At 64.1% G+C, this 25,809-nt stretch carries 16 protein-coding genes and 2 pseudogenes; 6 read left to right on the forward strand and 12 right to left on the reverse strand.

Annotated elements, in window-relative coordinates:
- Positions 1-35 precede the first annotated feature (35 nt).
- Positions 36-818, forward strand: a complete 783-nt coding sequence (locus tag CBP34_RS09245) for an EAL domain-containing protein (protein ID WP_094097841.1) — start codon at positions 36-38, stop codon at positions 816-818.
- A 214-nt stretch (positions 819-1,032) separates the two neighbouring features.
- A complete protein-coding gene (phbB, locus tag CBP34_RS09250; protein ID WP_094097842.1) occupies positions 1,033-1,770 on the forward strand; it encodes an acetoacetyl-CoA reductase in 738 nt (245 codons plus the stop codon).
- Between the two features lie 378 nt (positions 1,771-2,148).
- Here the strand turns inward: phbB and CBP34_RS09255 are convergent, their stop codons facing one another.
- The 6 genes and pseudogenes from CBP34_RS09255 to dapC all read right to left on the reverse strand — a co-directional run bounded on the left by CBP34_RS09255 (position 2,149) and on the right by dapC (position 9,642).
- Positions 2,149-4,218, reverse strand: coding sequence for an ABC-F family ATP-binding cassette domain-containing protein (locus CBP34_RS09255; protein ID WP_094097843.1), 2,070 nt, complete (start codon positions 4,216-4,218; stop codon positions 2,149-2,151).
- Positions 4,218-5,147: a 50S ribosomal protein L3 N(5)-glutamine methyltransferase gene (prmB, locus tag CBP34_RS09260; protein WP_094097844.1), complete on the reverse strand. Its 930-nt coding sequence runs from the start codon at positions 5,145-5,147 to the stop codon at positions 4,218-4,220. Before prmB ends, CBP34_RS09255 begins: the two co-directional genes overlap by 1 nt.
- Positions 5,144-6,349 (reverse strand): succinyl-diaminopimelate desuccinylase, encoded by a 1,206-nt coding sequence (dapE, locus tag CBP34_RS09265; protein ID WP_094097845.1) that lies wholly within the window; start codon positions 6,347-6,349, stop codon positions 5,144-5,146. Before dapE ends, prmB begins: the two co-directional genes overlap by 4 nt.
- Positions 6,350-6,372: 23 nt before the next feature.
- On the reverse strand, positions 6,373-7,533 hold the full coding sequence (locus CBP34_RS09270; protein WP_086912366.1) for a PilT/PilU family type 4a pilus ATPase: 1,161 nt from the start codon (positions 7,531-7,533) through the stop codon (positions 6,373-6,375).
- Between the two features lie 66 nt (positions 7,534-7,599).
- Complete coding sequence (gene dapD / locus CBP34_RS09275; RefSeq protein WP_086912367.1) at positions 7,600-8,433, reverse strand: 2,3,4,5-tetrahydropyridine-2,6-dicarboxylate N-succinyltransferase; 834 nt, start codon at positions 8,431-8,433, stop codon at positions 7,600-7,602.
- 4 nt (positions 8,434-8,437) lie between these two features.
- Positions 8,438-9,642: pseudogene (gene dapC, locus CBP34_RS09280) on the reverse strand (succinyldiaminopimelate transaminase).
- 159 nt (positions 9,643-9,801) lie between these two features.
- Here dapC and CBP34_RS09285 point away from each other — a divergent pair.
- On the forward strand, positions 9,802-11,289 hold the full coding sequence (locus CBP34_RS09285) for a methyl-accepting chemotaxis protein (RefSeq protein ID WP_094097846.1): 1,488 nt from the start codon (positions 9,802-9,804) through the stop codon (positions 11,287-11,289).
- A 55-nt stretch (positions 11,290-11,344) separates the two neighbouring features.
- On the opposite strand, the gene rsxB is transcribed toward CBP34_RS09285, so the two are convergent.
- The 3 genes from rsxB to CBP34_RS09300 all read right to left on the reverse strand — a co-directional run bounded on the left by rsxB (position 11,345) and on the right by CBP34_RS09300 (position 14,997).
- Positions 11,345-12,040: an electron transport complex subunit RsxB gene (gene rsxB / locus CBP34_RS09290; protein ID WP_094097847.1), complete on the reverse strand. Its 696-nt coding sequence runs from the start codon at positions 12,038-12,040 to the stop codon at positions 11,345-11,347.
- On the reverse strand, positions 12,040-13,698 hold the full coding sequence (locus tag CBP34_RS09295) for a polyhydroxyalkanoate depolymerase (protein WP_094097848.1): 1,659 nt from the start codon (positions 13,696-13,698) through the stop codon (positions 12,040-12,042). Before CBP34_RS09295 ends, rsxB begins: the two co-directional genes overlap by 1 nt.
- Before the next feature lie 228 nt (positions 13,699-13,926).
- Positions 13,927-14,997 carry a GTP pyrophosphokinase gene (locus CBP34_RS09300; protein WP_094097849.1) on the reverse strand — a complete coding sequence of 357 codons (1,071 nt, stop codon included), beginning with the start codon at positions 14,995-14,997 and terminating at the stop codon, positions 13,927-13,929.
- Positions 14,998-15,252: 255 nt separating this feature from the next.
- Between CBP34_RS09300 and CBP34_RS09305 the strand changes: the two genes are divergently transcribed.
- Positions 15,253-18,018, forward strand: a complete 2,766-nt coding sequence (locus CBP34_RS09305; RefSeq protein WP_094097850.1) for a bifunctional diguanylate cyclase/phosphodiesterase — start codon at positions 15,253-15,255, stop codon at positions 18,016-18,018.
- A gap of 167 nt (positions 18,019-18,185) precedes the next feature.
- Here the strand turns inward: CBP34_RS09305 and dusA are convergent.
- A pseudogene (gene dusA / locus CBP34_RS09310) lies at positions 18,186-19,141 on the reverse strand (tRNA dihydrouridine(20/20a) synthase DusA).
- 223 nt (positions 19,142-19,364) lie between these two features.
- Positions 19,365-21,227 (reverse strand): AMP-dependent synthetase/ligase, encoded by a 1,863-nt coding sequence (locus CBP34_RS09315; RefSeq protein WP_094097851.1) that lies wholly within the window; start codon positions 21,225-21,227, stop codon positions 19,365-19,367.
- Positions 21,228-21,495: 268 nt separating this feature from the next.
- On the opposite strand from CBP34_RS09315, the gene CBP34_RS09320 reads away from it, so the two are divergent.
- Complete coding sequence (locus tag CBP34_RS09320) at positions 21,496-22,830, forward strand: ferredoxin reductase family protein (RefSeq protein WP_094097852.1); 1,335 nt, start codon at positions 21,496-21,498, stop codon at positions 22,828-22,830.
- 32 nt (positions 22,831-22,862) lie between these two features.
- On the opposite strand, the gene CBP34_RS09325 is transcribed toward CBP34_RS09320, so the two are convergent.
- A complete protein-coding gene (locus CBP34_RS09325) occupies positions 22,863-23,498 on the reverse strand; it encodes a GntR family transcriptional regulator (protein ID WP_086912376.1) in 636 nt (211 codons plus the stop codon).
- Between the two features lie 128 nt (positions 23,499-23,626).
- On the opposite strand from CBP34_RS09325, the gene scpA reads away from it, so the two are divergent.
- The gene (scpA, locus tag CBP34_RS09330) at positions 23,627-25,795 is read left to right on the forward strand and encodes a methylmalonyl-CoA mutase (protein WP_094097853.1); all 2,169 of its coding nucleotides are present in this window, start codon (positions 23,627-23,629) and stop codon (positions 25,793-25,795) included.
- Positions 25,796-25,809: the final 14 nt, after the last annotated feature.

A 25,809-nucleotide genomic window follows, 5' to 3' on the forward strand; every position in this document is an offset into this window, starting at 1 on the left:
CACTGCCACGGGTGGGGCACCGATATCATTGCCCCATGAAACCAACTGTATTCGCCCAACCCTTTGAGCCCCTGGGTTGCGCTGCCTGCCGCAACAAGACGCAGCTTCCGTTCGACTTCACGATGGCGTTCCAGCCCATCATGGACCTGCAGACCGGACGCCCGTTTGCCTACGAAGCGCTGGTGCGGGGCGTCGACGGGCAGTCGGCAGCTACCGTGCTGTCGTGGGTGGATGAATCCCACCGCTACCGCTTTGACCAGGCTTGCCGGGTGAAAGCCATCGAACTGGCATCGCGCCTGGGGCTTGCCGCCTTGCCGGGGTGCCGCCTGAGTATCAACTTTCTGCCCAACGCCGTGTACCGGGCCGAGACCTGCATCCGGGCCACCATGGAAGCGGCCAAGGAATTTGCTTTTCCGCACGATCGAATCATGTTTGAGGTAACCGAAGGTGAGCAGGTGACCAACGGCGCACACCTCAAGTCCATCTTCAACGAATACCGCCGTCAGGGCCTGATCACGGCGATCGATGATTTTGGCGCGGGCTACGCCGGGCTGAACATGCTGGTCCAGTTCCAGCCCCATGTGCTGAAGATCGACATGGAATTGATCCGCAACATTGATCAGGATCCCGTGCGGCAGGCCATCGTGGCCGGCATTGCGCTGGTCTGTGATCGCCTGGGCATTGACATCGTGGCCGAAGGCATCGAGACGGCGCAAGAGTCCGAGCACCTGCGCTCGGCGGGGATTCATTACCAGCAAGGCTATCTTTTTGCCCGGCCGGGCTGGGAGACTTTGCCACTGGCCAGCGGCAGCGCCTGAAGCGGGCGGGCGTGTTGCGTCCGACCCCAACCCCTGGGCTCGGCTGCGGCGGATGGTCGCGCTCTGCGCTCGCTCAATACCGCGCGGTACACGCGGGTATGGGTTGACCGGGGCGGTCTTGCAGAAAAATGGCCGCTTCAGTGTTTTCCTTCACTGCGTTGCCTCAATTCTTGGGTAGAGTGGTGTGGAGCACTTTACAACCAGGAGAAATCACATGAGCAAGAAAGTAGCGTATGTCACCGGCGGCATGGGCGGCATCGGCACCGCCATCTGCCAGCGTTTGCACAAGGACGGGTTCACCGTCATCGCCGGCTGCGGCCCCACGCGCGACTTCACCAAGTGGCTCGACGAGCAGAAGGCCCTGGGCTACACCTTCCATGCGTCGGTGGGCAATGTGGGCGACTGGGACTCCACCGTGGAAGCTTTCACCAAGACCAAGGCTGAACACGGCCCCATCGATGTGCTGGTCAACAATGCCGGCATCACGCGCGACCGCATGTTCCTCAAGATGACCCGCGAGGACTGGGATCAGGTGATCGAGACCAACCTCAACAGCATGTTCAACGTCACCAAGCAGGTGGTGGCCGACATGGTGGAAAAGGGCTGGGGCCGCATCATCAACATCAGCAGCGTGAACGGCGAAAAGGGCCAGGCAGGGCAAACCAACTATTCCGCTGCCAAGGCCGGCATGCATGGCTTTTCAATGGCGCTGGCGCAGGAGCTGGCCACCAAGGGCGTGACCGTGAACACCGTGAGCCCGGGTTACATCGGCACCGACATGGTCAAGGCCATTCGCCCCGATGTACTGGAAAAGATCGTGGCCACCGTGCCGGTCAAGCGCCTGGGCGAGCCCAGCGAGATTGCCTCCATCATCGCCTGGCTGGCATCGGACGAGGGTGGTTACGCCACCGGCGCCGATTTTTCCGTCAATGGCGGCTTGCACATGGGTTGATACCGCCCGAAGCAGACAACAAAAAACCCCGCAATGCGGGGTTTTTTGTTGAGAGGAACATAGATGGATGAAGGGGCTGCCGCCGCCATTTGGTGTGGGCGGCTGCCGCGCCCTCAAAGGCGGGCCGGTGCGCGCTTGCGGTCGCGTTCGTCTTCGGGCCAGGCGGACAAGATTGCGGTGGTATTCATACTGGAAAACTCCTGTGATGTACCAACAACGCGCTCGCTTGGGGCTTGGTTGACGTCCAAACGCAAAAAAATGCAACCAAATCACCCGATATTCTTGCGAAAATTTTGCTTCAGAATTTATAGCAACCAGCGCTCGTTGCTATTGGCCAGAAGGCCAAAACAATCGCAAGGAATTACAAGATTTTACGTATCAGGCGCTAGCGCTCACGCCCATTTCTTCCAGCTCGGCAGAAATTTCCAGCCAGCGTTCTTCCAGCCGCGCAGTCTCGTCGTGGCCGGCTTTCAGGCGCCGGCCCAGGTCGGCGATGTCTGCCGGTGGCAGCGGCTGAGTAAGGCGCTGTTCCAGGTCGGTCCGTTCGGCCAGCAGGGCGGACAGGCGCTTGTCGATCTGTTCGAGTTCGCGTTTCAGGGGCCTGGTTCGCTCTGCCAGTTGCTGGCGTGCCTGGGCATCCTGCTTGCGCTGCTCCTTGGCGTCGACAGCAGGTTTGGCATCATTTTGGCCTTTTACGCTTGACTGGTCTGCGCTAGCAGCTATTGAAACAGGAGCGATAGTCGCGGCGGCTACGGTTGCGACGGGCGCCAGTGCTGCACCGGCCTTGAGCGCTGCGCTGTCGGCGGCGGCCTCCAGCTTGGCCAGTTCACGCTGGCGCTTGGCTTCTTCGAGCAAATAGCGCTGGTAGTCGTCGAGGTCGCCGTCAAACGGCCCCACGGCGCCGCGGCCCACCATCCAGAACTCGTCGCACACGGCGCGCAGCAGGGCGCGGTCGTGGCTGACCAGCATGACGGTGCCTTCAAACTCGTTGAGCGCCATCGACAGCGCCTCGCGCGTGGCCAGGTCCAGGTGGTTGGTGGGCTCGTCGAGCAGCAGCAGGTTGGGGCGCTGCCAGACGATCATGGCCAGCACCAGGCGGGCCTTTTCGCCACCGCTCATGCTGCCCACGCTCTGTTTGACCATGTCGCCGGTGAAATTGAACGTGCCCAGATAGCTGCGCAGGTCTTGCTCGCGGCTCGGCTCGCGGCTGTTGGGGCCCAGCTCGCGGGCCAGGCGGATCATGTGCTCCAGCGGGTTCTCGTGCGGGCGCAGCACGTCCAGTTCCTGCTGGGCAAAGTAGCCAATCGACAGGCCCTTGCCCTCGGTTACCGTGCCGGCCAGCGGCGCCATGGTGCGGGCAATGGTCTTGACCAGCGTGGATTTGCCCTGGCCGTTGGCGCCCAGAATGCCTATGCGCTGGCCGGCCAGCACGCTGCGGCTGACGTTTTCCAGAATGGTGGTTTGCGCACCGTCTTCCGAGCGGTAGCCGAACGCCGCATCGCTGATGGCGAGCATCGGGTTGGGCAGGTTCTGCGGCTCCTTGAATTCGAAGGTGAACTCGGCATCGGCCAGCACGGGCGCGATCTTTTCCATGCGGTCCAGCGCCTTGACCCGGCTTTGTGCCTGCTTGGCCTTGCTGGCCTTGGCCTTGAAGCGGTCGATGAACTTCTTGAGGTGGGCGATCTTTTCCTGCTGCTTGGAAAAGCTGGCCTGCTGCAATTCGAGTTGCTGGGCGCGCAGGTCCTCGAACTTGCTGTAGTTGCCGCCGTAGCGGGTGATCTGCGCGTTGTCGATGTGCATGGTGACGTTGGTCACGGCATCGAGGAACTCGCGGTCATGGCTGATGACAATCATCGTGCCTTCATAGCGCTTGAGCCAGGCTTCCAGCCAGACCAGGGCATCCAGGTCCAGGTGGTTGGTGGGCTCGTCGAGCAGCAGCAGATCCGAGGGGCACATCAGCGCGCGGGCCAGCTGCAGGCGCATGCGCCAGCCGCCCGAGAAGCTGTTGACGGGTTTGTCCAGCTCGGACACCTTGAAGCCCAGGCCCAGGATGAGGGCCTGCGCGCGGGGCTCGGCATCGTGCGCGCCGGCATCGGCCAGGTCGGTGTAGGCATGGGCGATGGCCATGCCGTCGTCCGCGGCCTCGGCTTTGGCCAGCTCGGCCTGCAGGTCGTTCAGCCGCGTGTCGCCAGCCACCACGAACGCGGTGGCGGGCTCGTCGGTTTCGGGCATGTTCTGTGCGACCTGCGCCATGCGCCACTGCGTGGGGATGTAAAAATCACCACCGTCTTCGTGCAGGGTGCCATTGAGCAGGGCAAACAGGCTGGATTTACCAGCGCCGTTACGCCCCACCAGGCCGACCTTCTCGCCGGGATTGATGGTGGCGTTGACGCCATTGAGCAGCACCTTGGCGCCGCGGCGCAAGGTGACATTTTTAAGAGTGATCATCAGGAAGAAAAATAGGCAACCAGGGCCTGGCGTGTGGCCAGAAGCACCTGGTCTTCGCCCGCGCTGGTGTCTATCCAGTACACGGGCAGCTGCCCGAAGGCGGCTTCAAAGTGGGAACGCTCGTTGCCGATTTCGAGCACGAGCACCGCATTTTCGCTCATGCGGGCGGGCGCGTCCTGGAGCAGCTGGCGAATGAAGTCCATGCCATCGGCACCGCCCGCCAGCGCAAGGGTGGGTTCAGCCCGGTATTCGGCAGGCAATTGCGCCATGCTGGCTGCATTGACATAGGGCGGATTGCAGAGAATCAGGTCCCAGGGGCCGGGCAGTTGGGCCAGGCCATCCGACAACTGCAGCGTAATGCGGTCTTGCAGGCCATGCCGGTCCACATTGATGCGGGCCACGGCCAGTGCATCGGGCGAGATGTCGGCGCCCGTGACTTCGATGTCGGGCCAGGCCATGGCCGCCAGCACGGCCAGGCTGCCGTTGCCGGTGCACAGGTCGAGCACGCGGTGCGTGTGCTCGCCCAGAAAATCATCGATGCTGCCATCGGCCAGCAATTCGGCGATGAAGCTGCGCGGCACGATGGCGCGTTCATCCACGTAGAACGGCACGCCTTGCAGCCAGGCCTCGCGGGTGAGGTAAGCGGCAGGCTTGCGGGTGCGAATGCGCTCATCAAAAAGTGCAGCTGCCTGCGCAAGCTCATCGGGCGCTACAGGCCGATTTGCCACGGAATCGGGGCCATCGCCCAGGTCACTGTCCAGGGGCAGCCCCAGGCGCCACAGCACCAGCCAGGCGGCTTCGTCATGGGCGTTGGTGGTGCCGTGACCGAACGCAACGCCCGCGGCGGTGAGCAGATCGGCGCCGGACTGCACCAGCGCGGCCACGGTGCCGCCCTGCAGGGCGGGCAGGGCGGTGACGGTGCCGGTCATGCTGCGGCTGCCTGCGTGGCCGCTGGTGTCTTGCTGGCCTGGCAGTGCAGGTTTTCGAGGGTGCGGCGGTAGATGTTTTTGAGGGGCTCGATGTCGGCCACCACCACATGCTCGTCGATCTTGTGGATGGTGGCGTTGGGCGGGCCCAGTTCAATGACCTGCGGGCAGATCTGCGCGATGAAGCGGCCGTCGCTGGTGCCGCCGGTGGTGGACAGCTCGGTGGTGATGCCGGTTTCGGCCAGGATGGCCTGCTGCACGGCCGTGACGAGCTCGCCCGGCGTGGTCAGGAAGGGCTGTCCGCCCAGCGTCCACTGCAGGTCGTATTCGAGACTGTGGCGGTCGAGCAGGCTGTAGACGCGCTGCTTGAGCTTTTCGGCGGTGGACTCGGTGGAAAAGCGGAAATTGAAGTCCACCACCACCTCGCCCGGAATCACGTTGGTGGCGCCGGTGCCGCCGTGCATGTTGCTGATCTGCCAGCTGGTGGGCGGAAAGAAGGCATTGCCCTGGTCCCACACGGTGGCCGCCATTTCGGCGAGTGCGGGCAGGGCCTGGTGAATGGGGTTGCGCGCCAGTTGCGGGTAGGCGATATGGCCCTGGATGCCGCGCACGGTGAGCTTGCCGCTGAGCGTGCCGCGCCGGCCGTTCTTGATCATGTCGCCCGTCTTTTCGACGGACGTGGGCTCGCCCACGATGCAGTAGTCCAGCGTCTCGCCGCGCGTGCGCAGCTGTTCCACCACCACCTTGGTGCCATCGACCGAGGGGCCTTCCTCGTCGCTGGTCAGCAGGAAGGCGATGGAAACCTGCGGATCGGGGTGGGCGGCCAGAAACTCTTCCACCGCCACGACGAAGGCGGCGATGGAGGTTTTCATGTCACTGGCGCCACGGCCAAAGAGCTTGCCGTCCTTGTGCGTGGGCGTGAACGGGTGGCTGCTCCACTGTGCCAGCGGGCCGGTGGGAACCACGTCGGTGTGCCCGGCAAATACTATGGTTTTTATAGCTTGCTGCGAAGGTGAAACAAGCGTTGCAGGCCGTTTTGCCCACAAATTGCTGACACGGAACCCGTCGGGCCCGCTGTCCAGGCGCTCGCAAATAAAACCCAGCGGGGCCAGGCGTGCCGCAAGCAGCTCGAGGCATCCTGCGTCCTCCGGCGTGATGGAGGGCAGGGAGATGAGCTGTTCGGCCAGGTGCAGGGTGCGGGACATCGGAAAGTTCAGGGGAAAACGGGTCAGGCGGCTTTGACGTCCAGCACGATTTCGGTAAAGGAAGGCTGGTCGTCGGGAGTGTCCCGCGCCTCTTTTTGGGCCTTGGCCGCGTTGGCTGCCAGGGCAAAGTCGTTTTGCAGGCGCCACATGAGGTTGGTGGGCGAGTCGGCATGGGCCAGGCCTTCCTTGCGTTCGACCTTGCCTTCCATGATGTGGTGGGCCAGGGCTTCCTCAAAGGTCTGCGAGCCTTCAGCCATGGATTTTTCCATGGCCTCCTTCACGCCCGAGAAGTCGCCTTTTTCCACCAGCTCGGAAACCAGCTTGGTGTTGAGCATTATTTCCACCGCTGGCACGCGGCCGCCGTCCACCGTGCGCACCAGGCGCTGGGACACCACGGCTTTGAGCGCCGATGCCAGGTCGCCCAGCATGGTCGGGCGCACCTCGACGGGATAGAAGCTCAGGATGCGGTTAAGCGCGTGGTAGCTGTTGTTGCCGTGCAGCGTGGCCAGACACAGGTGGCCCGACTGCGCGTAGGCAATGGCGGCCGACATGGTTTCGCGGTCGCGGATTTCGCCGATCAGGATCACATCCGGGGCCTGGCGCAGTGCATTCTTGAGCGCCGTCTGCAGCGACTGGGTGTCACTGCCGATCTCGCGCTGGTTCACGATCGATTTCTTGTTCTTGAACTGGTATTCGACCGGGTCTTCGATCGTGAGGATATGCCCTGTCAGCTGTTCGTTGCGGCTGTCGATCATCGATGCCAGCGTGGTGCTCTTGCCCGAGCCCGTGGCGCCCACCACCAGGATGAGGCCGCGCTTTTCCATGATCAACTCACGCAACACCGAAGGCAGGCCCAGCGAGTCGAGCTCCGGAATGTGCTGCGAGATGAAGCGGATCACCACGGCGTAACTGCCGCGCTGGCGCATGGCGCTGACCCGGAAGCGCCCCACACCACTGAGGGGCACGCCCATGTTGAGCTCGCCGGTTTCTTCCAGCTCTTCGATGCGGTCTGGTGGCACCACCTCGGACAGCAGGTTGCGCGGCGCGTCGGGTGGCAGGATCTGGTTGTTGATCTGCACGCATTCGCCGTTGATCTTGATCAGCGCGGGTGCGTTGGCCGACAGATAGACGTCGGAGGCCTTTTTCTCTGCCATCAGGCGAAGAATTCGTTCCATCGTGCTCATGGTGTTTCCCTCTCTTGTCCGTATCGGTTGCGGCGCTGACGTGCGGGCGTGGCTGGTCAGCCGCGCTCAGTCGCGCAGCAGGTCGTTGATACTGGTCTTGGAACGCGTCTGTGCATCCACCTGCTTGACGATGATGGCGGCGTACATGCTGTAGGGCGCGCCATTGGCGGCGGTCTTGGGCAGGTTGCCGCTGACCACCACCGAGCCCGATGGCACGCGGCCATAGCTGATCTCGCCCGTGGCGCGGTTGAAGATGGGGGTGCTTTGACCCAGATAAACGCCCATGCCCAGCACTGAGTTTTCTTCGACGATCACGCCTTCGACCACTTCGGAGCGGGCGCCGATGAAGCAGTTGTCTTCGATGATGGTGGGGTTGGCCTGCAGGGGCTCCAGCACGCCACCCAGGCCCACGCCGCCCGAGAGGTGCACGTTCTTGCCCACCTGCGCGCAGCTGCCCACGGTGGCCCAGGTGTCGACCATGGTGCCTTCATCGACATAGGCGCCGATGTTCACATAGCTGGGCATCAGGATCGCGCCCTTGGCGATGAAGCTGCCACGGCGGGCCACGGCGGGCGGCACCACGCGCACGCCGGTGGCGGCGAGTTCCTGAGGGCTCAGGTGGGCAAACTTGGTGGGCACCTTGTCATAAAAGCCCAGGTCGCCGGCCGACATGATTTCGTTGTCCTTCAGGCGGAACGACAGCAGCACGGCCTTCTTGATCCACTGGTGCACGGTCCATTGGCCCACGCCTTCGCGGGTGGCAACGCGCAGCTTGCCGTTGTTCAGTTCGGCAATCACATGTTCGACGGCGTCCAGGATTTCCTGGGGTGCGGCGGCAGGCGAGAGGTTGGCGCGGTTGTCCCAGGCGTTGTCGATGAGGGTCTGGAGTTGTTGGGTCATGGTGTCAGGCAGTACGGGATTGGATGAATTGGACGATGCGCAGCGCGGCTTCCACGCATTCTTCGGTGTCGGCCACCAGGGCCATGCGCACGCGCTGGGCGCCAGGGTTGCTGCCCTGAACCTCGCGGGCCAGGTAGCTGCCGGGCAGCACGGTGACATTGTATTGAGCCAGCAAGGCCCGGGCGAACTCGGTGTCGGTCAAGCCCAGGGCCTCGGGGACCTTGGCCCAAAGATAAAAGCCGGCGTCGGGCAACGAGACTTCCATCACGCCGGCAAGCAGTGGCGTGACCTGCGCGAACTTCTTGCGGTATAGCGTGCGGTTTTCCACCACATGCTGCTCATCGCCCCACGCAGCAATGCTGGCAGCCTGCACCACCGGGCCCATGGCGCTGCCATGGTAGGTGCGGTACAGCAAAAACGCCTTCATCAGCGCGGCATCACCGGCCACGAAACCGCTGCGCAGCCCTGGCACGTTGCTGCGCTTGGACAGGCTGGTGAACGACACCAGGTTCTTGAAATCGCTGCGCCCCAGTCGGGCGGCCGCCTGCAGACCACCCAGCGGTGGCTCATCGCGGAAGTAGATCTCGCTGTAGCACTCGTCGGAGGCGATGACGAAGCCATGGCGATCGCTCAGTTCAAACAGCTTTTTCCATTCAGACAGCGGCATCACGGCGCCCGTGGGGTTGCCGGGCGAGCAGACAAACAGCAGTTGGGTGCGCTGCCACACGGCATCAGGGACGGAATCCCAGTCCACCGCGAAGTTGCGGGCCGGATCGCTGGCAACGTAATGGGGCGTGGCGCCGGCCAGCATGGCCGCACCCTCGTAGATTTGGTAGAACGGGTTCGGGCAAACGACCAAGGGCTGCCCCCGGAGGGGTCGATCACGGTCTGGGCAAAGGCAAACAGTGCTTCGCGTGATCCGTTCACGGGCAAAACCTGGGTAGCGGCGTCCACGGCCAGGTCGTAACGTCTGGACAGCCAGGCCGAGAAAGCCTCGCGCAGGCGCAATTCGCCCGCCGTGGCTGGATAGCTGGCCAGGCCGCCCAGGTTGGCGCTGATGGCATCCTTGATGAATTGCGGCGTGGGATGGCGCGGCTCACCCATGCCCAGGCTGATGGGGCTGAAAGTCGCTGGGGGCGTGACCCCCGCAAAAAGTTGCCGCAGCCGCTCGAATGGGTAGGGCTGCAGGTGGGAAAGCAGGGGATTCATGGGGCTGCATTATGGGCGATGCCATGCCCGCGCCGGCCGGCCCACTGCGCTGCACAAACGATCGGCCCATGGAAAACCCTTGCAGGCCGCATTTGTCAATCCGGCGTAAGGGGCTATTCCTAGCATGGTTGTAACTATTTAAAACAGATCGGAGACACCATGTCTGGATTCTCGTTGCTGCGGCCTGGTCAGCGGCTCATGCGCTGGCTCCACCTGCCGGGCAAGCTGGTGATCCCCGGCGCCGTGTTGCTGGCCACCGTGGCGGCCGCCGGTGTTTCGGCGCCATGGTGGTTGGTGCTTGCGGGCGCTGCACTGGGTCTGTATCTGCTGCTGGCGCTGTATGCGAGCCTGTCGGCCGATATGGCGGGCCTGGCTCATGCCATGCAGCGCACCACGGGCGGGGATCTGTGTGCCCAGGCGGGTGTTTATGGCCAGGACGAGGTGGGCGGCATGGCCCAGTCGCTGGACCATATGGTGCTCACGCTGTCGTCCATGGTGGCTGATATACGTAGCAACGCCGCACTGGTGGCCCACGCCGGAAAGACATTGGCGCATGGCAACCGCGCGCTGGCGGACCGCACCGAGCAGCAGGCGGCCAACCTGGAGGAAACCGCGGCGAGTGTGGAGCAGTTGTCGGCGGCTGTGCAAAGCAATGCGCTGACCGCGCAAGGGGCCGACCAGCGTGCAGCGCAGGTTCGGCAGGCGGCCGATGCCGGTGCGCAGGCCATGGCGAGCGCCGTGCAATCGGTGCAGGCCATCCAGCAAGGCGCACGCCGCATGACCGAAATCATCGGTGTGATCGACAGCATTGCCTTTCAGACCAACATCCTGGCGCTCAACGCGGCCGTTGAAGCGGCCCGTGCCGGCGAACAGGGGCGCGGATTTGCCGTGGTGGCCGGGGAGGTGCGCACGCTGGCCAAGCGTTCGGCCGACGCAGCCCAGGAGATCCGGCAGCTGATCAACGCGTCGGTGAGCCAGGTGGAGGCGAGCGCAGGTCTGATCCGCACGGCCGGAGATGGGATCGCTGAAATGGCGGGCGGCATACGAAGCGTGGCCGCCAGCATGTCGGAGATATCCGGCTCCAGTGCCGAGCAGAGCACGGGGCTGCGCGAAGTCAGCGCCGCCGTGCAGCAGCTCGACCAGATCACCCAGCACAACGCCCAGATGGTGGGCCATGCCGTGCAGCAGGCAGAGGCCCTGCAAAGCCGTGCATCGACCCTGTCGCGTGCGGTGTCGGCCTTTCGGCTGCAGCAGGGCACGGCCGAGGAGGCGGTGACGCTGGTGAGCAAGGCCGTGGCGCTGCACAAGACCACCTCGCGGGATGCGTTCGTTCGAACCATCACCGACAAAAGCCAGCCGTTTCACGACCGCGACATGTATGTGTTTGCGCTCGATACGGCAGGCACCTATCGGGCATTTGGCGGCAATCCGGCCAAGGTGGGCACGCGGGTGCAGGACATTCCCGGCATAGCGGGGGACAAACTGGTCAGCGACATTGTTGCGCAGGCCGACCGTGCACCGGGCTGGGTTGAATACGACATCACCAACCCGGCCACCGGCGCGGTGCAGACCAAGATGTCGTTTGTGGCGCGGGTGGGCGATTTGTACCTGGGATGTGGCGTTTACAAGAGTCTGGCAGCCCGCTGAAGCGTTGCCGTTGCCCGCGCCCTGACGGAGGGCGACGCGGTGCGCAACGCACTACTTATTGTGAGGGCGGGTTGCGCCGCTGGCGGGCGCGGGCCATGGCAGCGGCGATAGCAGCCTGGCGCGCCTCATGGGCCGTTGAGGCGGGCGACGCCAGAGCGGTGCCGGCTGCAGGCCCAGTGCGCGCTTCGGTGCTGGGCGTGCCCGCATCGGAATCAGTCTCTGGCGTGTCGGCACGGTGCTTGGCCAGCCGTTGCTGGCGCGCGGCGTAGCGCTGTCGTGCATTGTTGGCCTGGGTCGGGGTCCAGGCGGCCCAGCCGGTAGCGCTGCCACTGGTGTTTACCAGCTCAATGCAGTCCACCGGGCACACCGGAATGCACAGCTCGCACCCCGTGCAATGGTCAGCCATCACGGTGTGCATGAGCTTGTTGGCCCCCACAATGGCGTCCGTCGGGCAAGCCTTGATGCACAGGGTGCAGCCAATGCACCAGTTTTCATCGATCACGGCCACCGTGCGAGGAGCTTCCAGCCCATGTGCAGGGTTCAGTGGCTGTACGGCCTGGCCCGTGATGGCGGCCAACCGGACCACCCCCTCCAGCCCGCCGGGTGGGCACTGGTTGATGGGCGCAAGCCCCTCGGCAATGGCCTGGGCATAGCTTGCGCAGTCGGGGTAGCCGCAGCGGGTGCACTGCGTCTGGGGCAGAGCGGCGTTGATGCGCTCTGCCAACCCGGTCCCGTGCAGCAAGCCTGGCATCAGGCCTTGCGTGCTGCGGGGCGCTTGGCGCCCGGTGTTGCCGGTGCCGTGCCACGCGCCGTACCGGTGGTTTTGGCCGCAGCCGCCGTGCTCGGGGCTGTGCTGGCGGCATCAGAGCCTGCGGTTTTCACCCATCGCGTTGCCACGCCAGTCGGTGCCGGGTTCGCGCGGGCTGGCTGCACGATCTTGGGCTTTGCCACGGCGGGCACAGCGGCCTTGGCAGTGCGCTTTGCCGGGCTGACGCTGGCGTTGGAGGTCTGCTGGACGACCGGGGCGGCTGCTTTGGCTGGTGCCGGGGCTGCAATCACGGGCGCTATTGGCGCTGGTGCTGCGCTGACAGCGGCCAGCGGTTCACTGGTGGCCGCGGCCGCAGTCGTGAAAGACCCGGCCGACGGTTTCTCGTGCTGCAGGATGAAGGCTCGCACCTTGGGATACACGATGTCGCGCCAGCGGCGGCCGCTGAAAATGCCGTAGTGGCCCGCGCCCTTGGCTTCGAGGTGATGCTGCTCCTTGCGCACGATACCCGTGCACAGGTCGTGCGCGGCCTCGGTCTGGCCCGAGCCCGAGATGTCGTCGAGTTCGCCTTCCACCGTGAACAGCGCGGTAGTGGTGATGTCCTGCGGGCGCACACGCTCGATCTTGCCCTCGGGCGAGCGCACATCCCAGGTGCCATGAACCAGTGCGTAGTCCTGGAACACGGTCTTGATGGTTTCCAGGTAGTAGTCCGCATCCATGTCCAGCACGGCGTTGTATTCGTCGTAGAACTTGCGGTGGGCTTCAGCGCTGGCGTCGTCTCCCTTGATCAGGTCCTTGAAGTAGTCGTAGTGGCTGCTGGCATGCCGGTCGGGGTTCATGGCCACAAAGCCGGTGTACTGCAGGAAACCGGGATACACCAGGCGGCCCGCACCCGGACAGTTGTCCGGCACGCGGAAAATCACATTGTTTTCAAACCACTCGTAGCTGCGGTTCGTGGCCAGGTTGTTCACCGTGGTGGGCGATTTGCGCGCGTCGATGGGGCCGCCCATCATGGTCATGGTGATGGGCGTGGTCTCGCCACGGCTGGCCATCAAGGACACCGCAGCCAGCACCGGCACGGTGGGCTGGCAGACGCTGATGACATGGCAGTTGCCATAGATGCCTTGCAGGTGGCGGATGAATTCCTGCACGTAGTTGACATAGTCATCGAGGTGGAACTCCCCCTCGGACAGCGGTACCAGGCGGGCATTGCGCCAATCGGTGATGTAGACCTTGTGGTCCTTGAGCATGGTGCGCACCGTGTCGCGCAGCAAGGTGGCGTAGTGGCCTGACAGCGGGGCCACGATCAGCACCACGGGCTGGCCCTTGAGCTTGGTCAGCGTGGCCGGATCGTCGGAAAAACGCTTGAAGCGGCGCAGTTCACAAAAGGGCTTGTTGATTTCGACGCGCTCATGGATGGCCACGCCGACGCCATCCACATCCACCGTCGGGATGTCGAAGGCGGGTTTTTCGTAGCCCTTGCCCAGGCGATACAGCAGGTCGTAGCCGGCGGAAACGCGTTGCGCGAGCGGAAGTTGGCTCAGGAGCGATGCGGAGTGGCTGTACAGCTTCGATGCGGCCAGAGCAAAGTCGGCAAAGGGCTCCATCAGGGAGCGTTGGGTTTCGTAGATCTGGTAGAGCATGGGGAGAAACTCCGTTATGTTGCAGTGCAATATAACAGCATCTGGTTACGAGCGTCTGGAGTGAAAACACCAATCAGAAGTCACCTGGGCGACAGACTGGTGACTTTGGTACCGGTCCGTTACCGCGTTCCGAATGCTATATAAATAATAGCTTTTAGCGCAATCCTGTAAGGGGCTAAATGCTTTTTTCATGCCCAAAATTTTTTCATGTACCGGCCTTGCCCTGGGTCACGTTCTGCCGTGTTCCTGCAGCCAGGCCTCAAAAGCTTCCCGTGCCACGTTGCGCAGGGCCGGGCGGAAGGCAATATTGTTACTGAGGTACAGGCAATGGCGGATCACGGTGTAGGGGTTGAAGCTGCCCTGCGGGTTCTGTTCCTCGAAATGCAGCTTGTAGCGCTTGACCACGGCAATGGTTTCGCGCAGCAGCGCATTGAAACGGGAGCGGGTCATGCCCGACGACCAGCTCTGGATGTCGTCCACAAAGCTGTCCACCTTGGAGGGTTCGAACTCAAAATCCTTGAAGAAGTGGTTGGCAATCTTGAGGAAGGTGAAGGCGTTGAGTTCGCTGCCTGCGGTGGGCGTCTTCTCCACCACCTGCACACCGGTTTCGGGCAGGGCTTCGGCGGTTTCGTCAGGGGCCTGCAGCAACTCGGCCTCGGTGGCGTCCCGGATCTGGCGGAACTCGCGGTCGGCCAGCTCGAACAAGGCCGAAAGCACGTTGATGCGGCGCTTGAGCTGGCCGGGAATCGACTTTTTGTACTTGATCTTGTGGTCCAGCACGCTCCACGAATCCTGGATGATGGTGCGCACCTGCAGCTCGAATGCATGGTCAGCGTACGCGGCATGCTCGGGCAGCGCGCGCTCGGTGGCGTTCAGCCGCAAGTCCAGGTGCAGGCCCTTGTAGCCGAACGATGCCTCGGTGTTCTCCACGGCGGCCACCTTGTCGGTGACGTCCATCACGTCAAAGTGCGAACGCACCAGGTGCGCAACTTTTTCGAGCTCGTCTTCATACAGGCAAACCACGCGCACCCCGATCAGGTCGGTGATGTAGGGGGCAATCTCGTAGGGCTCGTTGGCCTCCTCCAGCGCCGGCCGGTACTTGCGGGTGAACTTGCGAATGGACTCTTCCTTGTCCTTTACGCGCCCCTCCACCTTGGCCACATCCACCGGCCCCGATGGTGTCAGCAAGGCGGTGAGCAGGGCGATGAAGGATGCGCAAGCCTCCTGCAGGCGCGGCAGGTTCTGGTCGTGGAAGGCACGGAAACGGGCTTCCTCCCGTTCGAAGTCAAGCGATGGCATGGGGTAGTTCTCGAATGCACCTGTGGCCTGGATCGTAAGGCCTGCGCCGGCATGTGCAGTGAACGGACGGCGGGTGCAGGGCGCAATTTTGGTACTCCGTACCGCCAGTGCTGGGGGGAGCGGGGCCGCATAACTACTTAGGGCCGGTGGCCAGGACCTTGTCCATAATGGTGGCAGGCCGTCTTGGCGCTTGCGCGCCACCCGATTAGTTTAGACTGCCTGTCGCGACCCGCAACCATCCACTTTTGTGAACCCATGAGCCAAGCCTGCCCGCATGAGGAGCTGCCCGCCCCGGAAAGCCGCTGGCGCCCGCTTGCTCTGTTGGGCCCGGTGCTGGCCGTGTTCCTGCTGGGGCTGACCTTCCTGTTCTGGCAGGCTGCAGAGCGGGAGGCCGGTGCCAAAAGACGCCAGGAGTTCACCGCCTCGGCGGACCGCATCGTTGACAGCCTCAAGGACCGGATGGCCGCCTTCGAGCTGGTGCTGCGGGGCGTGAAGGGCTATCACGACGGCTCCGACAGCATTGATCGCAATGAGTTTCGGGCCTACGTGGAGGCGCTGCGCCTGCCGGAAACCCGGCCCGGGCTGCAGGGCGTGGCCTACGCGCTGAACCTGCCTGCCGACCAGCTGGACGCCCACATGGCGCAAATGCGCGAGCGGGGCTTTTCTTCCTACACCGTGCACCCTCCAGGGGTGCGCGCGCGTTACACGCCCATCACCCACATCGAGCCCCAGTCCACCGACAACCTCAAGGCACTGGGGTTTGATATCTCCACCGTGCCGGCCGCCCGTGAAGCGCTCGACCGCGCTCGCGACACCGGACAGCTGGCGCTGACCTCGCGGCTCCGGCTACAGCAGGACATCGGCCGCAATTCCGTCAGCGGGCTGGTGATGTACCTGCCGATCTATAAGAAGGATGCCGACCTTGACTCGCTCGAAGGCCGCCGCCGTGGCATGGTGGGCTGGGTGTCGGCGCCTTTTCGCATGCCTGATCTGCTGCAGGGAATGGCACAGCAGCTCGATGCCGACATCGACCTGGCCATTTATGACGGCAACCCGCAGGCGGGTGGCAGCCTGTTGCATGGCAACACCAACCTGCCCACCGCCCCGCAAGGCGCATCGCATGGCTTGCGCACCACGCAGCAAATGCATCTGGGCGGGCGCACCTGGACCCTGGTGATGCAGCCGCTGCCGGCATTCGAGCGGCGCTTTGACGACACCGACAACGGCCTGTTTGCCGCCATGGGCGCGGCCCTGAGCCTGCTGGTGGGCGGGCTGATCTGGGTGATGGCCACGGGCCGCGAGCGCGCCGTGGGCCTGACCCACCGCATGACGCAGGCGCTGCGCAGTACGCGGGACGATCTGGAAAGCACGCTCAATGCCATTCCGGACCTGTTGTTCGAGGTCGGTCTGGATGGGCGCATCTACCACTACCGCTCGGCGCGCTCGGAGCTGCTGGCCGCGCCGCCCGAGATGTTCCTGGGCCGGACGATGGATGAGTTCGTGCCGCCCGAATCGGTCGCCGGGTTGCGGGCCGCGCTGCAGGCGGCCCACGACACGGGCTATTCGATCGGCCACCAGTACCGCCTCGAACTGGGGCACCAGACCCACTGGTTCGAGTTGTCCATTGCCCGCAAGGAAAGCGCCACGCCGGGGCAGGAGCTGCGTTTCATTGCCTTGTCCCGCGACATCACCGAACGCAAGCTGGCCGAGGCCCGCACGCACCAGCTGGCCTACTTCGACGCGCTGACCGGCCTGCCCAACCGCCGCATGTTGCTGGACCGCCTGGAGCATGCCCTGGCCTCGGCGCACAACTCGGGGCAGGTGGGGGCGTTGTTGTACATCGATCTGGACAATTTCAAGCAGATCAATGACGCCCGCGGCCACCCGATCGGCGATGTGCTGCTCCAGCAGGTGGCGCAGCGCCTCTCGCAATTGCTGCGCCCCGGCGACACCGTCGCGCGCATTGGGGGCGACGAATTCGTGCTGCTCGTCAACGACATTGCCACCGACATGGAATCGGCCGGACGCAGAGCATTGCTGGCAGCCGAAGCCGTGCGCACGGCGCTGGAGGCGCCCTACACCATCGACACCCACCTGTACAGCAGCACCGGCAGCATCGGCATCACCCTTTTTCCCAAGCGCGGCGAAGCGGTGGAGGACCTGCTGCGCGAGGCCGACACCGCCATGTACCGCGCCAAGGACCTGGGGCGTAACCGCATCCGCTTTTACGAAGCTGACATGCAGGCCGATGTGCAGGAGCGCCTGGCGCTGGAGCAAGACCTCAAAAAGGCCGGCTCCGAGGGCCAGCTGCTTGCGTTCGTGCAGTCGCAGGTGGATGCGTCCGGAACCGTGATCGGCGGCGAACTGCTCATGCGCTGGAACCACCCGGTGCGCGGCAGCGTGCCGCCCAGCCGCTTCATTCCGGTGGCGGAATCGTCGGGCCTGATCCTGCGCATGGGCGACTGGATGATCCGCCAGGCCTGCGAGACGCTGGCACGCCTTCACGCAGCGGGGCAGGATCTGTCGATCTCGGTGAACGTGAGCGAGCGCCAGTTTCGCCAGGACGATTTTGTCGAACGCATACGCGACATGCTGACGCAGACGGGTGCGCCGGCGGCCCAGCTCATCCTCGAGGTCACCGAAAGCCTGCTGATCGAGAACCTGGACGACACCATCGCCCGCATGACCGAACTGCGGCAGATCGGTGTGCGCTTTTCGATCGACGACTTTGGCACCGGCTATTCCAGCCTGGCCTACCTCAAGCGGCTGCCGCTGTTTGAGCTGAAGATCGACAAGAGCTTTGTGCAGGACACGCCCGACGACCCCAGCGACACCGCCATCGTGCAGTCCATCATCTCGGTGGCCAGGCACCTCAAGCTGCGCGTGGTGGCCGAGGGCGTGGAAACACGCGCCCAGGCCGACTTCCTGGTGGAGAGTCAGTGCGACTGCCTGCAGGGCTATCTTTTTTCCAGGCCCGAGCCGTTGCAAGGCTGGGTGACGCGCCAGCTGGGTCAGGGGTGATGCAGGGCTGCGGAACGGGCTTCCAATCCCATTCAGGCTGTGAGCCCTTCAACCTCAGTGCGAACGGGGTTTACTTCAAGGCGAAAGGGCTTTTTTGCATCCCAAACGGGCCCTATTGGCCACATGGCCCAGATGCGTTGCCCCATCGGTTGGTCGGCGCATTCTGATCAGGCCTCGACCGGGCTGGCGTGCGCCAGGGTCATCACTTCATGGGGGGCAGGCCCTTGAGGCGGTGGTCGCTCCATACCTGGCGCCAGCGGCGTGAGCCCGCCAGCCCGTGGCGCAGGCCCAGCATGTGCCGCGCGATGCTGGCCCAGGGCGTGCCGTGTGCGGCGGCCTCGCGCGCCATGTAATCCACCATGGCGGCTTCCACGTTTTCGCGGGTGAGCGTGCTGGGTGGGGCGCCGTAATACAGCGCATCCCAGCGCGCCAGCCACCAGGGGTTGTGATAGGCCTCGCGGCCCACCATCACGCCATCGAGCCCGGCCAGCTGCTCCTGCACGGCCGCATCGGTGTTCAGGCCGCCGTTGATGGCAAAGGTCAGGTGCGGAAAATCAGCCTTGAGCTGGCGCACCACGTCGTAGCGCAGCGGTGGCACTTCGCGGTTTTCCTTGGGCGACAGGCCCTTGAGCCAGGCATTGCGCGCATGCACGATGAACACCGTGCAACCCGCATCGGCCACGGTGCCGACAAAGTCACGCACAAAGGCGTAGCTCTCGTCCTTGTCGATGCCAATGCGGTGCTTCACCGTGACGGGCACCTGCACCACATCCACCATGGCCTTCACGCAGTCGGCCACCAGCTGGGGCTCGTTCATCAGGCACGCGCCAAAGGCGCCGCGTTGCACGCGCTCGCTGGGGCAACCGCAATTGAGGTTGATCTCGTCATAGCCCCACTGCTCGCCCAGCCGCGCGCAATGCGCCAGATCGGCCGGTTCGCTGCCGCCCAGCTGCAGGGCCACCGGGTGCTCTTCGGCGTTGAAGCGCAGGTGGCGCTGCACATCGCCATGCACCAGCGCGCCCGTCGTCACCATCTCGGTGTAGAGCAGGGTGTGCCTGCTCAGCAGCCGGTGCAGGTAGCGGCAGTGGCGGTCGGTCCAGTCCATCATCGGGGCGACGGACATGCGCCAGGGGCTCAGGGTAGGTTCCACAGATAAACCAAGAAGCAGGATGGAGAGGTGGCCGCGGTGGTTGGCAAGAAAAAATCGCCGTCGCAACGCTGCAGCCGAAAGAAGGCCGCAATTATCCCACCGGTGCCATGCAGGTGTCCGACAGGGGATATATGCGAAAAATGCCGCCAGCGCTTATGTATCAAGCGCCAATAGCTATCAAAACAGAAGCATTGACTTAGCGTGCGCCCGATTTCAGGTACATGCCCTCGATGGCTTCTGAAAAATGCGCCGTCAGGTTATTGCGCTTGAGCTTGAGCGTGGGCGTCATGAAGGTGTTTTCAATCGTCCAGGGCGTGAGCGTCAGGTGCACCGCGCGCGGCACGGCGTAGCGGGGGAAGCTGGCGGTGTTTTTTTCCATGCGCGCCAGCACGGCCCGGTGCACGCTCGCGTGGTTCAGGCTGCCGGCCTCTTGCGGGTTCAGGCCCAGGTCGGCGGCAAGGCGCTGCCATTCGTCGTATTTCAGCACCGCCACGCAGGCGATGAAGGGGCGGTTTTCGCCCACCACAAACGCCTGCTCCAGTGCCGGGTCGGCCAGCAGCGCCAGCTCGAGATCGCCCGGGGGCACTTTTTCGCCGGTGGAGGTGACGATGATTTCCTTGATGCGTCCTCGGATATAGATGCGGCCATTGGCGATGTCGGCCTGGTCACCCGTGCCCAGCCAGCCGTCGGGGCTCAGGATTTTCGCGGTGTCCTCGGGGCGCTTCCAGTACCCCTTCATCACGATGGGGCCGCGCACCTGCAGTTCGCGGTTTTCGCCAATGCGCACCTCCACGCCGGGCAGGGCACGGCCCACGCTGGCGGGGTCGTTGTCGTCCAGCGAATTGACCGACACCACGGGTGCGGTTTCGGTCATGCCATAGCCCTGCACCAGTTGCAGGCCCAGGCCCAGAAAGCATTTCGCAATGGTCGGTGACAGCGGCGCGCCACCGCTGACGGCAACGCGCACACGGCCACCAAACTGCGCCAGCAGCGGCTTGCCCACCAGTGCCTGCAGCAGGGGCCAGGGCAGGGCGGCCATCCAGCCGGCAGCCTTGCTGCTGTCGTCCGGCGTGGGAGCAGGCAGACCCTGGGCGGCACAAAATCGTGCCCAGCCCTTGTTCTGTGCCGCTTCATACAGCTGCATCTTCCAGGGCGTGGGCGAGAGCTTTTCGAGCAGCTTGGCGTGGATGCGTTCGTAAATGCGCGGCACCGACACCAGCACCGTGGGGCGCACCGTTTTCAGGTCTTCGGCCAGCAGCGGCACCGAGCGTGCATAGGCCACGCAGCTGCCAGCGGCAATGGGCAGGTAGTAGCCGCCCGTTCGCTCGAACGTGTGCGACAGCGGCAGGAACGACAGGAACACGTCGTCCACCGTGGGCACGATGCGTTCGAGCACCGCCTTCACATCGCTGACCACGTTGCGGTGCGTGAGCATCACGCCCTTGGGCTTGCCGGTGGTGCCCGAGGTATAGACCAGGGCGGCCAGGTCGTCGGGGCCGGGCGGCGTGGGGGCGGCTGCCTGGCTGGCCTGGGCCGCGCCAGCCAGCCACTGCGAAAGGGTGCCCACAGCGGGGCCATCGCTGCTGGCAGCCGCAGACGGCGCCAAAGCGGCGTCTTCGTCGGTGATGACGACGGCGCGCAGCGCAGGAAACGGCGTGCCCACGGCCCGGATCTTCTCCCACTGCGCTGCCTGTCCCACGATGAGCATCGAGGCTTCGCAGTCGTCCAGGATGTAGGCAATGCTGCCGGGGTTGTCGATGGCGTGCAGCGGCACCGGCACGCAGCCCGTGGCCAGCGTGGACTGGTCGGCGCTCATGGCGTTCAGGCCGTTGGGCAGCAGGATGGCCACGCGCGCGGCGGTGGGCAGCTGCATGGCAGCCATGGCCCGCGACCATTGCGCCACACGCTGTGTGGTCTGCGCCCAGGTCAGGCTGATCCAGGCCTGCGTGGCGATGTCAAACGCACGGTAGGCTTCGGCGTCGGGGGTGCGGGCAGTGCGATAGGCGAGAAGCTGGGGCAGCGTTTCGACGCTGGCGAGGTCGGACGAAATAGAAGTCATCAAATGATGTGTTGGATCGCGGGTGTACCGCTTTGGTGCATGTCTGCGGGAAAACCCGGGCAATGATACCGACAGGGATTCGCGCACCGCGCAAGGGGGTGGGGCGCCACGGGGATGCGAATTCGGTGGTGGGGAATATGCCGCGACCGTCGCCCAAGGCTGCCGTTGCATGGCACCGTAGAGCATGCGCAATTACGGGGCAGATACGTTTGCGTCAATACTGCTTCACGCAGAACGCCTACAGTGAAAGCGTATACGGGGGAGCTCAATGCGCAACATCAAACGTTTTTTCTGGACCTTTCTCTGCCTCCTGACGGGGCTGTGGCTGATTAGCGATCTGATGAACTGGTCGGCGCCCGCCAACTTTTTTGCCTGGCGGTCGGTGCTGATGCAATACAGCGGGGTGCTGGGCATTGGCGTCATGAGCGTGGCCATGGTGCTGGCTGTGCGCCCGGTGGTGTTCGAGCCCTATCTGGGCGGGCTGGACAAGATGTACCGCCTGCACAAATGGCTGGGCATTTCGGGCCTGGTGATTTCGGTGGCCCACTGGCTGCTGGCCCAGGGCACCAAGTGGATGGTGGGCTGGGGCTGGCTGCAGCGCCCCGCGCGCGGCCCGCGGCCGCAATTGCTGGATGCGCCCATCCAGCAGTTCTTTTTGAACCAGCGCGGCCTGGCCGAGAGCATTGGCGAATGGGCCTTTTATGCTGCCGTGCTGCTGATGGTGCTGGCGCTGGTCAAACGGTTTCCCTACCGGTATTTCTTCAAGACGCACCGCCTGCTGGCCGTGGCCTATCTGGCGCTGGTGTGGCACTCGGTGGTCTTGCTGAAGTTTGATTACTGGAGCGGCGTGCTCGGCCCGGTGATGGCGGTGCTGATGGCTGTGGGCACGGTGGCTGCGCTGATGGTGCTTTTCCGGCGGGTGGCGGTGGGCCGCCAGGTGGTGGGCGAGGTGACCGGCATCCGGCGCCATGAATCGTTGGACGTGATCGCGGTGGACATCCAGTGCAAGGGCCGGTGGGCGGGGCACGAGTCGGGCCAGTTTGCCTTTGTCACGCTGCATGCCGACGAGGGGCCGCACCCCTACACCATTTCGTCCGCCTGGACGGGCGACGGGCGCATCACGTTCATCATCAAGGCGCTGGGCGACTACACCCGCACGCTCAGCGAGAGCGTGCACATTGGCGATGTGGTCAAGCTGGAAGGGCCTTACGGCCAGTTCACCTTCCAGGGCGCGCATCCGCGGCAGATCTGGGTGGGTGCAGGAATTGGCATCACGCCGTTCATTGCCCGCATGAAGGCGCTGGCGGCAGCGCCGGATGGCAAGACCATCGACCTGTTTCACCCCACCGCGGTTTACGACGAGCATGCCATCGGCCTGATGACCCGCGACGCCGAGGCCGCCGGTGTGCGTCTGCATGTACTCTGGAGCCAGCGCGACGGCCAGCTCAACGCGGCGCGACTGACGGGGCAGGTGCCCGACTGGCGCGATGCCGATATCTGGTTCTGCGGTCCGGCGCCCTTTGGCCAGTCGCTGAAAAAAGACCTCGTGGCGATGGGGCTGCCCGAAGGGCGCTTTCACCAGGAGTTGTTTCAAATGCGGTAATTCGCCGCGGCGGGTGTGGCGTTACTGCGGTGTCAGGCCGCCGCTTCCAGCCCCTGCGCAAAATGCGCCTGCATGGCCTTCACCGTGGCCTTGCCATCGCGCGCCACCATGGCCGCCAGGATGGCGCGGTGCTCGTTCAGTGAATCTTCGATGCGCCCCTGCTTGAGCAGCGAGTTGTGGCGGTTGAGCTTCATCACCTTGCGCAGGTCGGCCACCATCTGGCTGCGCCAGCGGTTGTCGGCCAGCTCCAGCAGCCGCATGTGAAAACGCTCGTTCACGGCAAAAAAGCGCTCGCGCTCGCTGGCGGCGGCTTCCAGCTCGTCATGCAGGTCCTGCAATTCTTTCAGTTGCGCTGGTGTGGCGGTGGTGGCCACCACGCCGGCCGCGTCGCTCTCCAGCAGGCTGAGCAGGTGGTAAACGTCGCGCAGGTCTTTGTCGCTCATCTCGGTCACATAGGCGCCACGGCGCACCTTCATCGTGACCAGGCCCTCGGCCGCCAGCACCTTGAGCGCTTCGCGCAGGGGGGTGCGGCTGATGCCGAATTCCTCTGCAATCTTCAATTCATCAATCCAGCTGCCGGGTTCGAGCTCGCGGCGGAAAATGCGCTGGCGCAACTGCTCGGCCACTTCAACATAGAGGGCGCGGGGCGTGAGGGTGAGGGCAGACATGGGGCAGATTGTAAGCCGGCAAGAATATTTTGAATGAATAATTATGAATGATGTAAACTCGCCGCCACATCGGGATCAGCCCTAGCGCCCTTTCACGTCCCAACGCCATCTTCGGAGAAGCCTTCGCCATGAGTGACAAGCCCCATAAAAATTCCCCCGAGTTCGCTGCCGCTTCGCTGGAAGCCTGGACCAAGGCCGCTGCCAAGTCGGCCCCCGGTGGCGATGTGAACGCCCTCAATTGGGTTACGCCCGACGGCATCACCGTCAAACCGCTGTACACCGCCGAGGACACGGCCAACCTGCCCTACGCCAACACCTTGCCCGGTTTCGAGCCCTACCTGCGCGGCCCCCAGGCCACCATGTACGCCGTGCGCCCCTGGACGATTCGTCAATACGCAGGCTTTTCCACCGCCGAAGAATCGAACGCTTTCTACCGCAAGGCGCTGGCCGCAGGCGGGCAGGGCGTGTCGGTGGCGTTCGACCTGGCCACGCACCGTGGCTACGACAGCGACCACCCGCGCGTGACCGGCGACGTGGGCAAGGCTGGCGTGGCGATTGATTCGGTCGAGGACATGAAGATCCTGTTCGACCAGATTCCGCTCGACAGGGTGAGCGTGTCCATGACCATGAACGGCGCCGTGCTGCCCGTGCTGGCGGGCTATGTGGTGGCGGCCGAGGAACAGGGCGTGAGCCAGGACAAGCTCTCCGGAACCATTCAGAACGACATTCTGAAAGAGTTCATGGTGCGCAACACCTATATCTACCCGCCCAAGCCCTCGATGCGCATCATCGGCGACATCATCGGCTACACGGCCAAAAACATGCCCAAGTTCAACTCGATCTCGATCTCGGGTTACCACATGCAGGAAGCCGGTGCCAACCAGGCACTCGAACTCGCCTTCACGCTGGCCGACGGCAAGGAGTACGTGAAGACGGCCATCGCCACGGGCCTCGATGTGGACGAATTCGCCGGGCGGCTGTCGTTCTTCTGGGCGATTGGTATGAACTTCTACCTGGAAGTCGCCAAGATGCGGGCTGCGCGCCTGCTGTGGTGCCGCATCATGAAGGAGACCGGCGCCAAGAACCCCAAGAGCCTGATGCTGCGCACGCACTGCCAGACTTCGGGCTGGTCGCTCACCGAGCAAGACCCGTACAACAACATCGTGCGCACCACCATCGAGGCCATGGCGGCGGTGTTTGGTGGCACGCAAAGCCTGCACACCAATGCGCTCGACGAAGCGATTGCGCTGCCCACCGAGTTCTCATCGCGCATCGCCCGCAATACGCAGCTCATCATCCAGGAAGAGACGCACATCACCAACGTGGTCGACCCCTGGGCCGGCAGCTACATGATGGAAAAGCTGACCCAGGAAATGATGGACGCCGCCTGGAAGATCATCGAAGAGGTCGAAGCCATGGGCGGCATGACCCAAGCCGTGGACAGCGGCTGGGCCAAGCTCAAGATCGAAGCGGCTGCCGCTGAGAAGCAGGCGCGCATCGATAGCGGCAAGGACGTGATCGTGGGCGTCAACAAATACAAGCTGGCCAAGGAAGACCCGGTCGATATCCTGCAGATCGACAACGTGATGGTGCGCGATGGGCAGATTGCCCGCTTGGAGAAAATCAAGGCAAATCGCGATAAGGCCAAGGTGCAGCAAGCGCTGGATGCTCTCACTTCTGCAGCAGAAGACGGCAGCGGCAACCTGCTGGACCTGTCCATCAAGGCCATGCGCCTGCGCGCCACGGTGGGCGAGGTGTCGGATGCGCTGGAAAAGGTTTATGGGCGCCACCGCGCCGATACGCAAAAGGTGACCGGTGTGTACGCTGCCGCTTATGACTCGGCCGAGGGCTGGGACAAACTCAAGACCGAGATCAACGAATTCGCCGAAACCCAGGGCCGCCGCCCCCGCGTGATGATCGCCAAGCTGGGTCAGGACGGCCACGACCGCGGCGCCAAGGTGGTGGCCACGGCCTTTGCCGACCTGGGCTTCGACGTGGACATGGGCCCGCTGTTCCAGACGCCCGAAGAATGCGCCCGCCAAGCGATTGAAAACGACGTGCACGCCGTGGGCGTGTCGACCTTGGCCGCCGGCCACAAGACGCTGGTGCCCGCCATCATCCAGTCGCTCAAGGACCAGGGCGCCGACGACATCATCGTGTTTGTCGGCGGCGTGATCCCGGTGCAGGACTATGAGCACCTGTACGAAGCGGGTGTGAAGGGCATCTACGGCCCAGGCACACCGATTCCCGCCAGCGCCAAGGATGTGCTGGAGCAGATTCGCAAGGCGGTGGCGTGAGCCCAGGCGCGTTG

Origin of the sequence: Acidovorax carolinensis, from assembly GCF_002157145.1 — a bacterium.
Lineage (GTDB): Bacteria > Pseudomonadota > Gammaproteobacteria > Burkholderiales > Burkholderiaceae_C > Acidovorax > Acidovorax carolinensis.

Bases quoted from the DNA above. Each gene is read 5' to 3' on its own strand.
- CBP34_RS09245 (WP_094097841.1), top strand. From the start codon at position 36: ATGAAACCAACTGTATTCGCCCAACCCTTTGAGCCCCTGGGTTGCGCT.
- phbB (WP_094097842.1), top strand. From the start codon at position 1,033: ATGAGCAAGAAAGTAGCGTATGTCACCGGCGGCATGGGCGGCATCGGC.
- CBP34_RS09255 (WP_094097843.1), bottom strand. From the start codon at position 4,218: ATGATCACTCTTAAAAATGTCACCTTGCGCCGCGGCGCCAAGGTGCTG.
- prmB (WP_094097844.1), bottom strand. From the start codon at position 5,147: ATGACCGGCACCGTCACCGCCCTGCCCGCCCTGCAGGGCGGCACCGTG.
- dapE (WP_094097845.1), bottom strand. From the start codon at position 6,349: ATGTCCCGCACCCTGCACCTGGCCGAACAGCTCATCTCCCTGCCCTCC.
- CBP34_RS09270 (WP_086912366.1), bottom strand. From the start codon at position 7,533: ATGAGCACGATGGAACGAATTCTTCGCCTGATGGCAGAGAAAAAGGCC.
- dapD (WP_086912367.1), bottom strand. From the start codon at position 8,433: ATGACCCAACAACTCCAGACCCTCATCGACAACGCCTGGGACAACCGC.
- CBP34_RS09285 (WP_094097846.1), top strand. From the start codon at position 9,802: ATGTCTGGATTCTCGTTGCTGCGGCCTGGTCAGCGGCTCATGCGCTGG.
- rsxB (WP_094097847.1), bottom strand. From the start codon at position 12,040: ATGCCAGGCTTGCTGCACGGGACCGGGTTGGCAGAGCGCATCAACGCC.
- CBP34_RS09295 (WP_094097848.1), bottom strand. From the start codon at position 13,698: ATGCTCTACCAGATCTACGAAACCCAACGCTCCCTGATGGAGCCCTTT.
- CBP34_RS09300 (WP_094097849.1), bottom strand. From the start codon at position 14,997: ATGCCATCGCTTGACTTCGAACGGGAGGAAGCCCGTTTCCGTGCCTTC.
- CBP34_RS09305 (WP_094097850.1), top strand. From the start codon at position 15,253: ATGAGCCAAGCCTGCCCGCATGAGGAGCTGCCCGCCCCGGAAAGCCGC.
- CBP34_RS09315 (WP_094097851.1), bottom strand. From the start codon at position 21,227: ATGACTTCTATTTCGTCCGACCTCGCCAGCGTCGAAACGCTGCCCCAG.
- CBP34_RS09320 (WP_094097852.1), top strand. From the start codon at position 21,496: ATGCGCAACATCAAACGTTTTTTCTGGACCTTTCTCTGCCTCCTGACG.
- CBP34_RS09325 (WP_086912376.1), bottom strand. From the start codon at position 23,498: ATGTCTGCCCTCACCCTCACGCCCCGCGCCCTCTATGTTGAAGTGGCC.
- scpA (WP_094097853.1), top strand. From the start codon at position 23,627: ATGAGTGACAAGCCCCATAAAAATTCCCCCGAGTTCGCTGCCGCTTCG.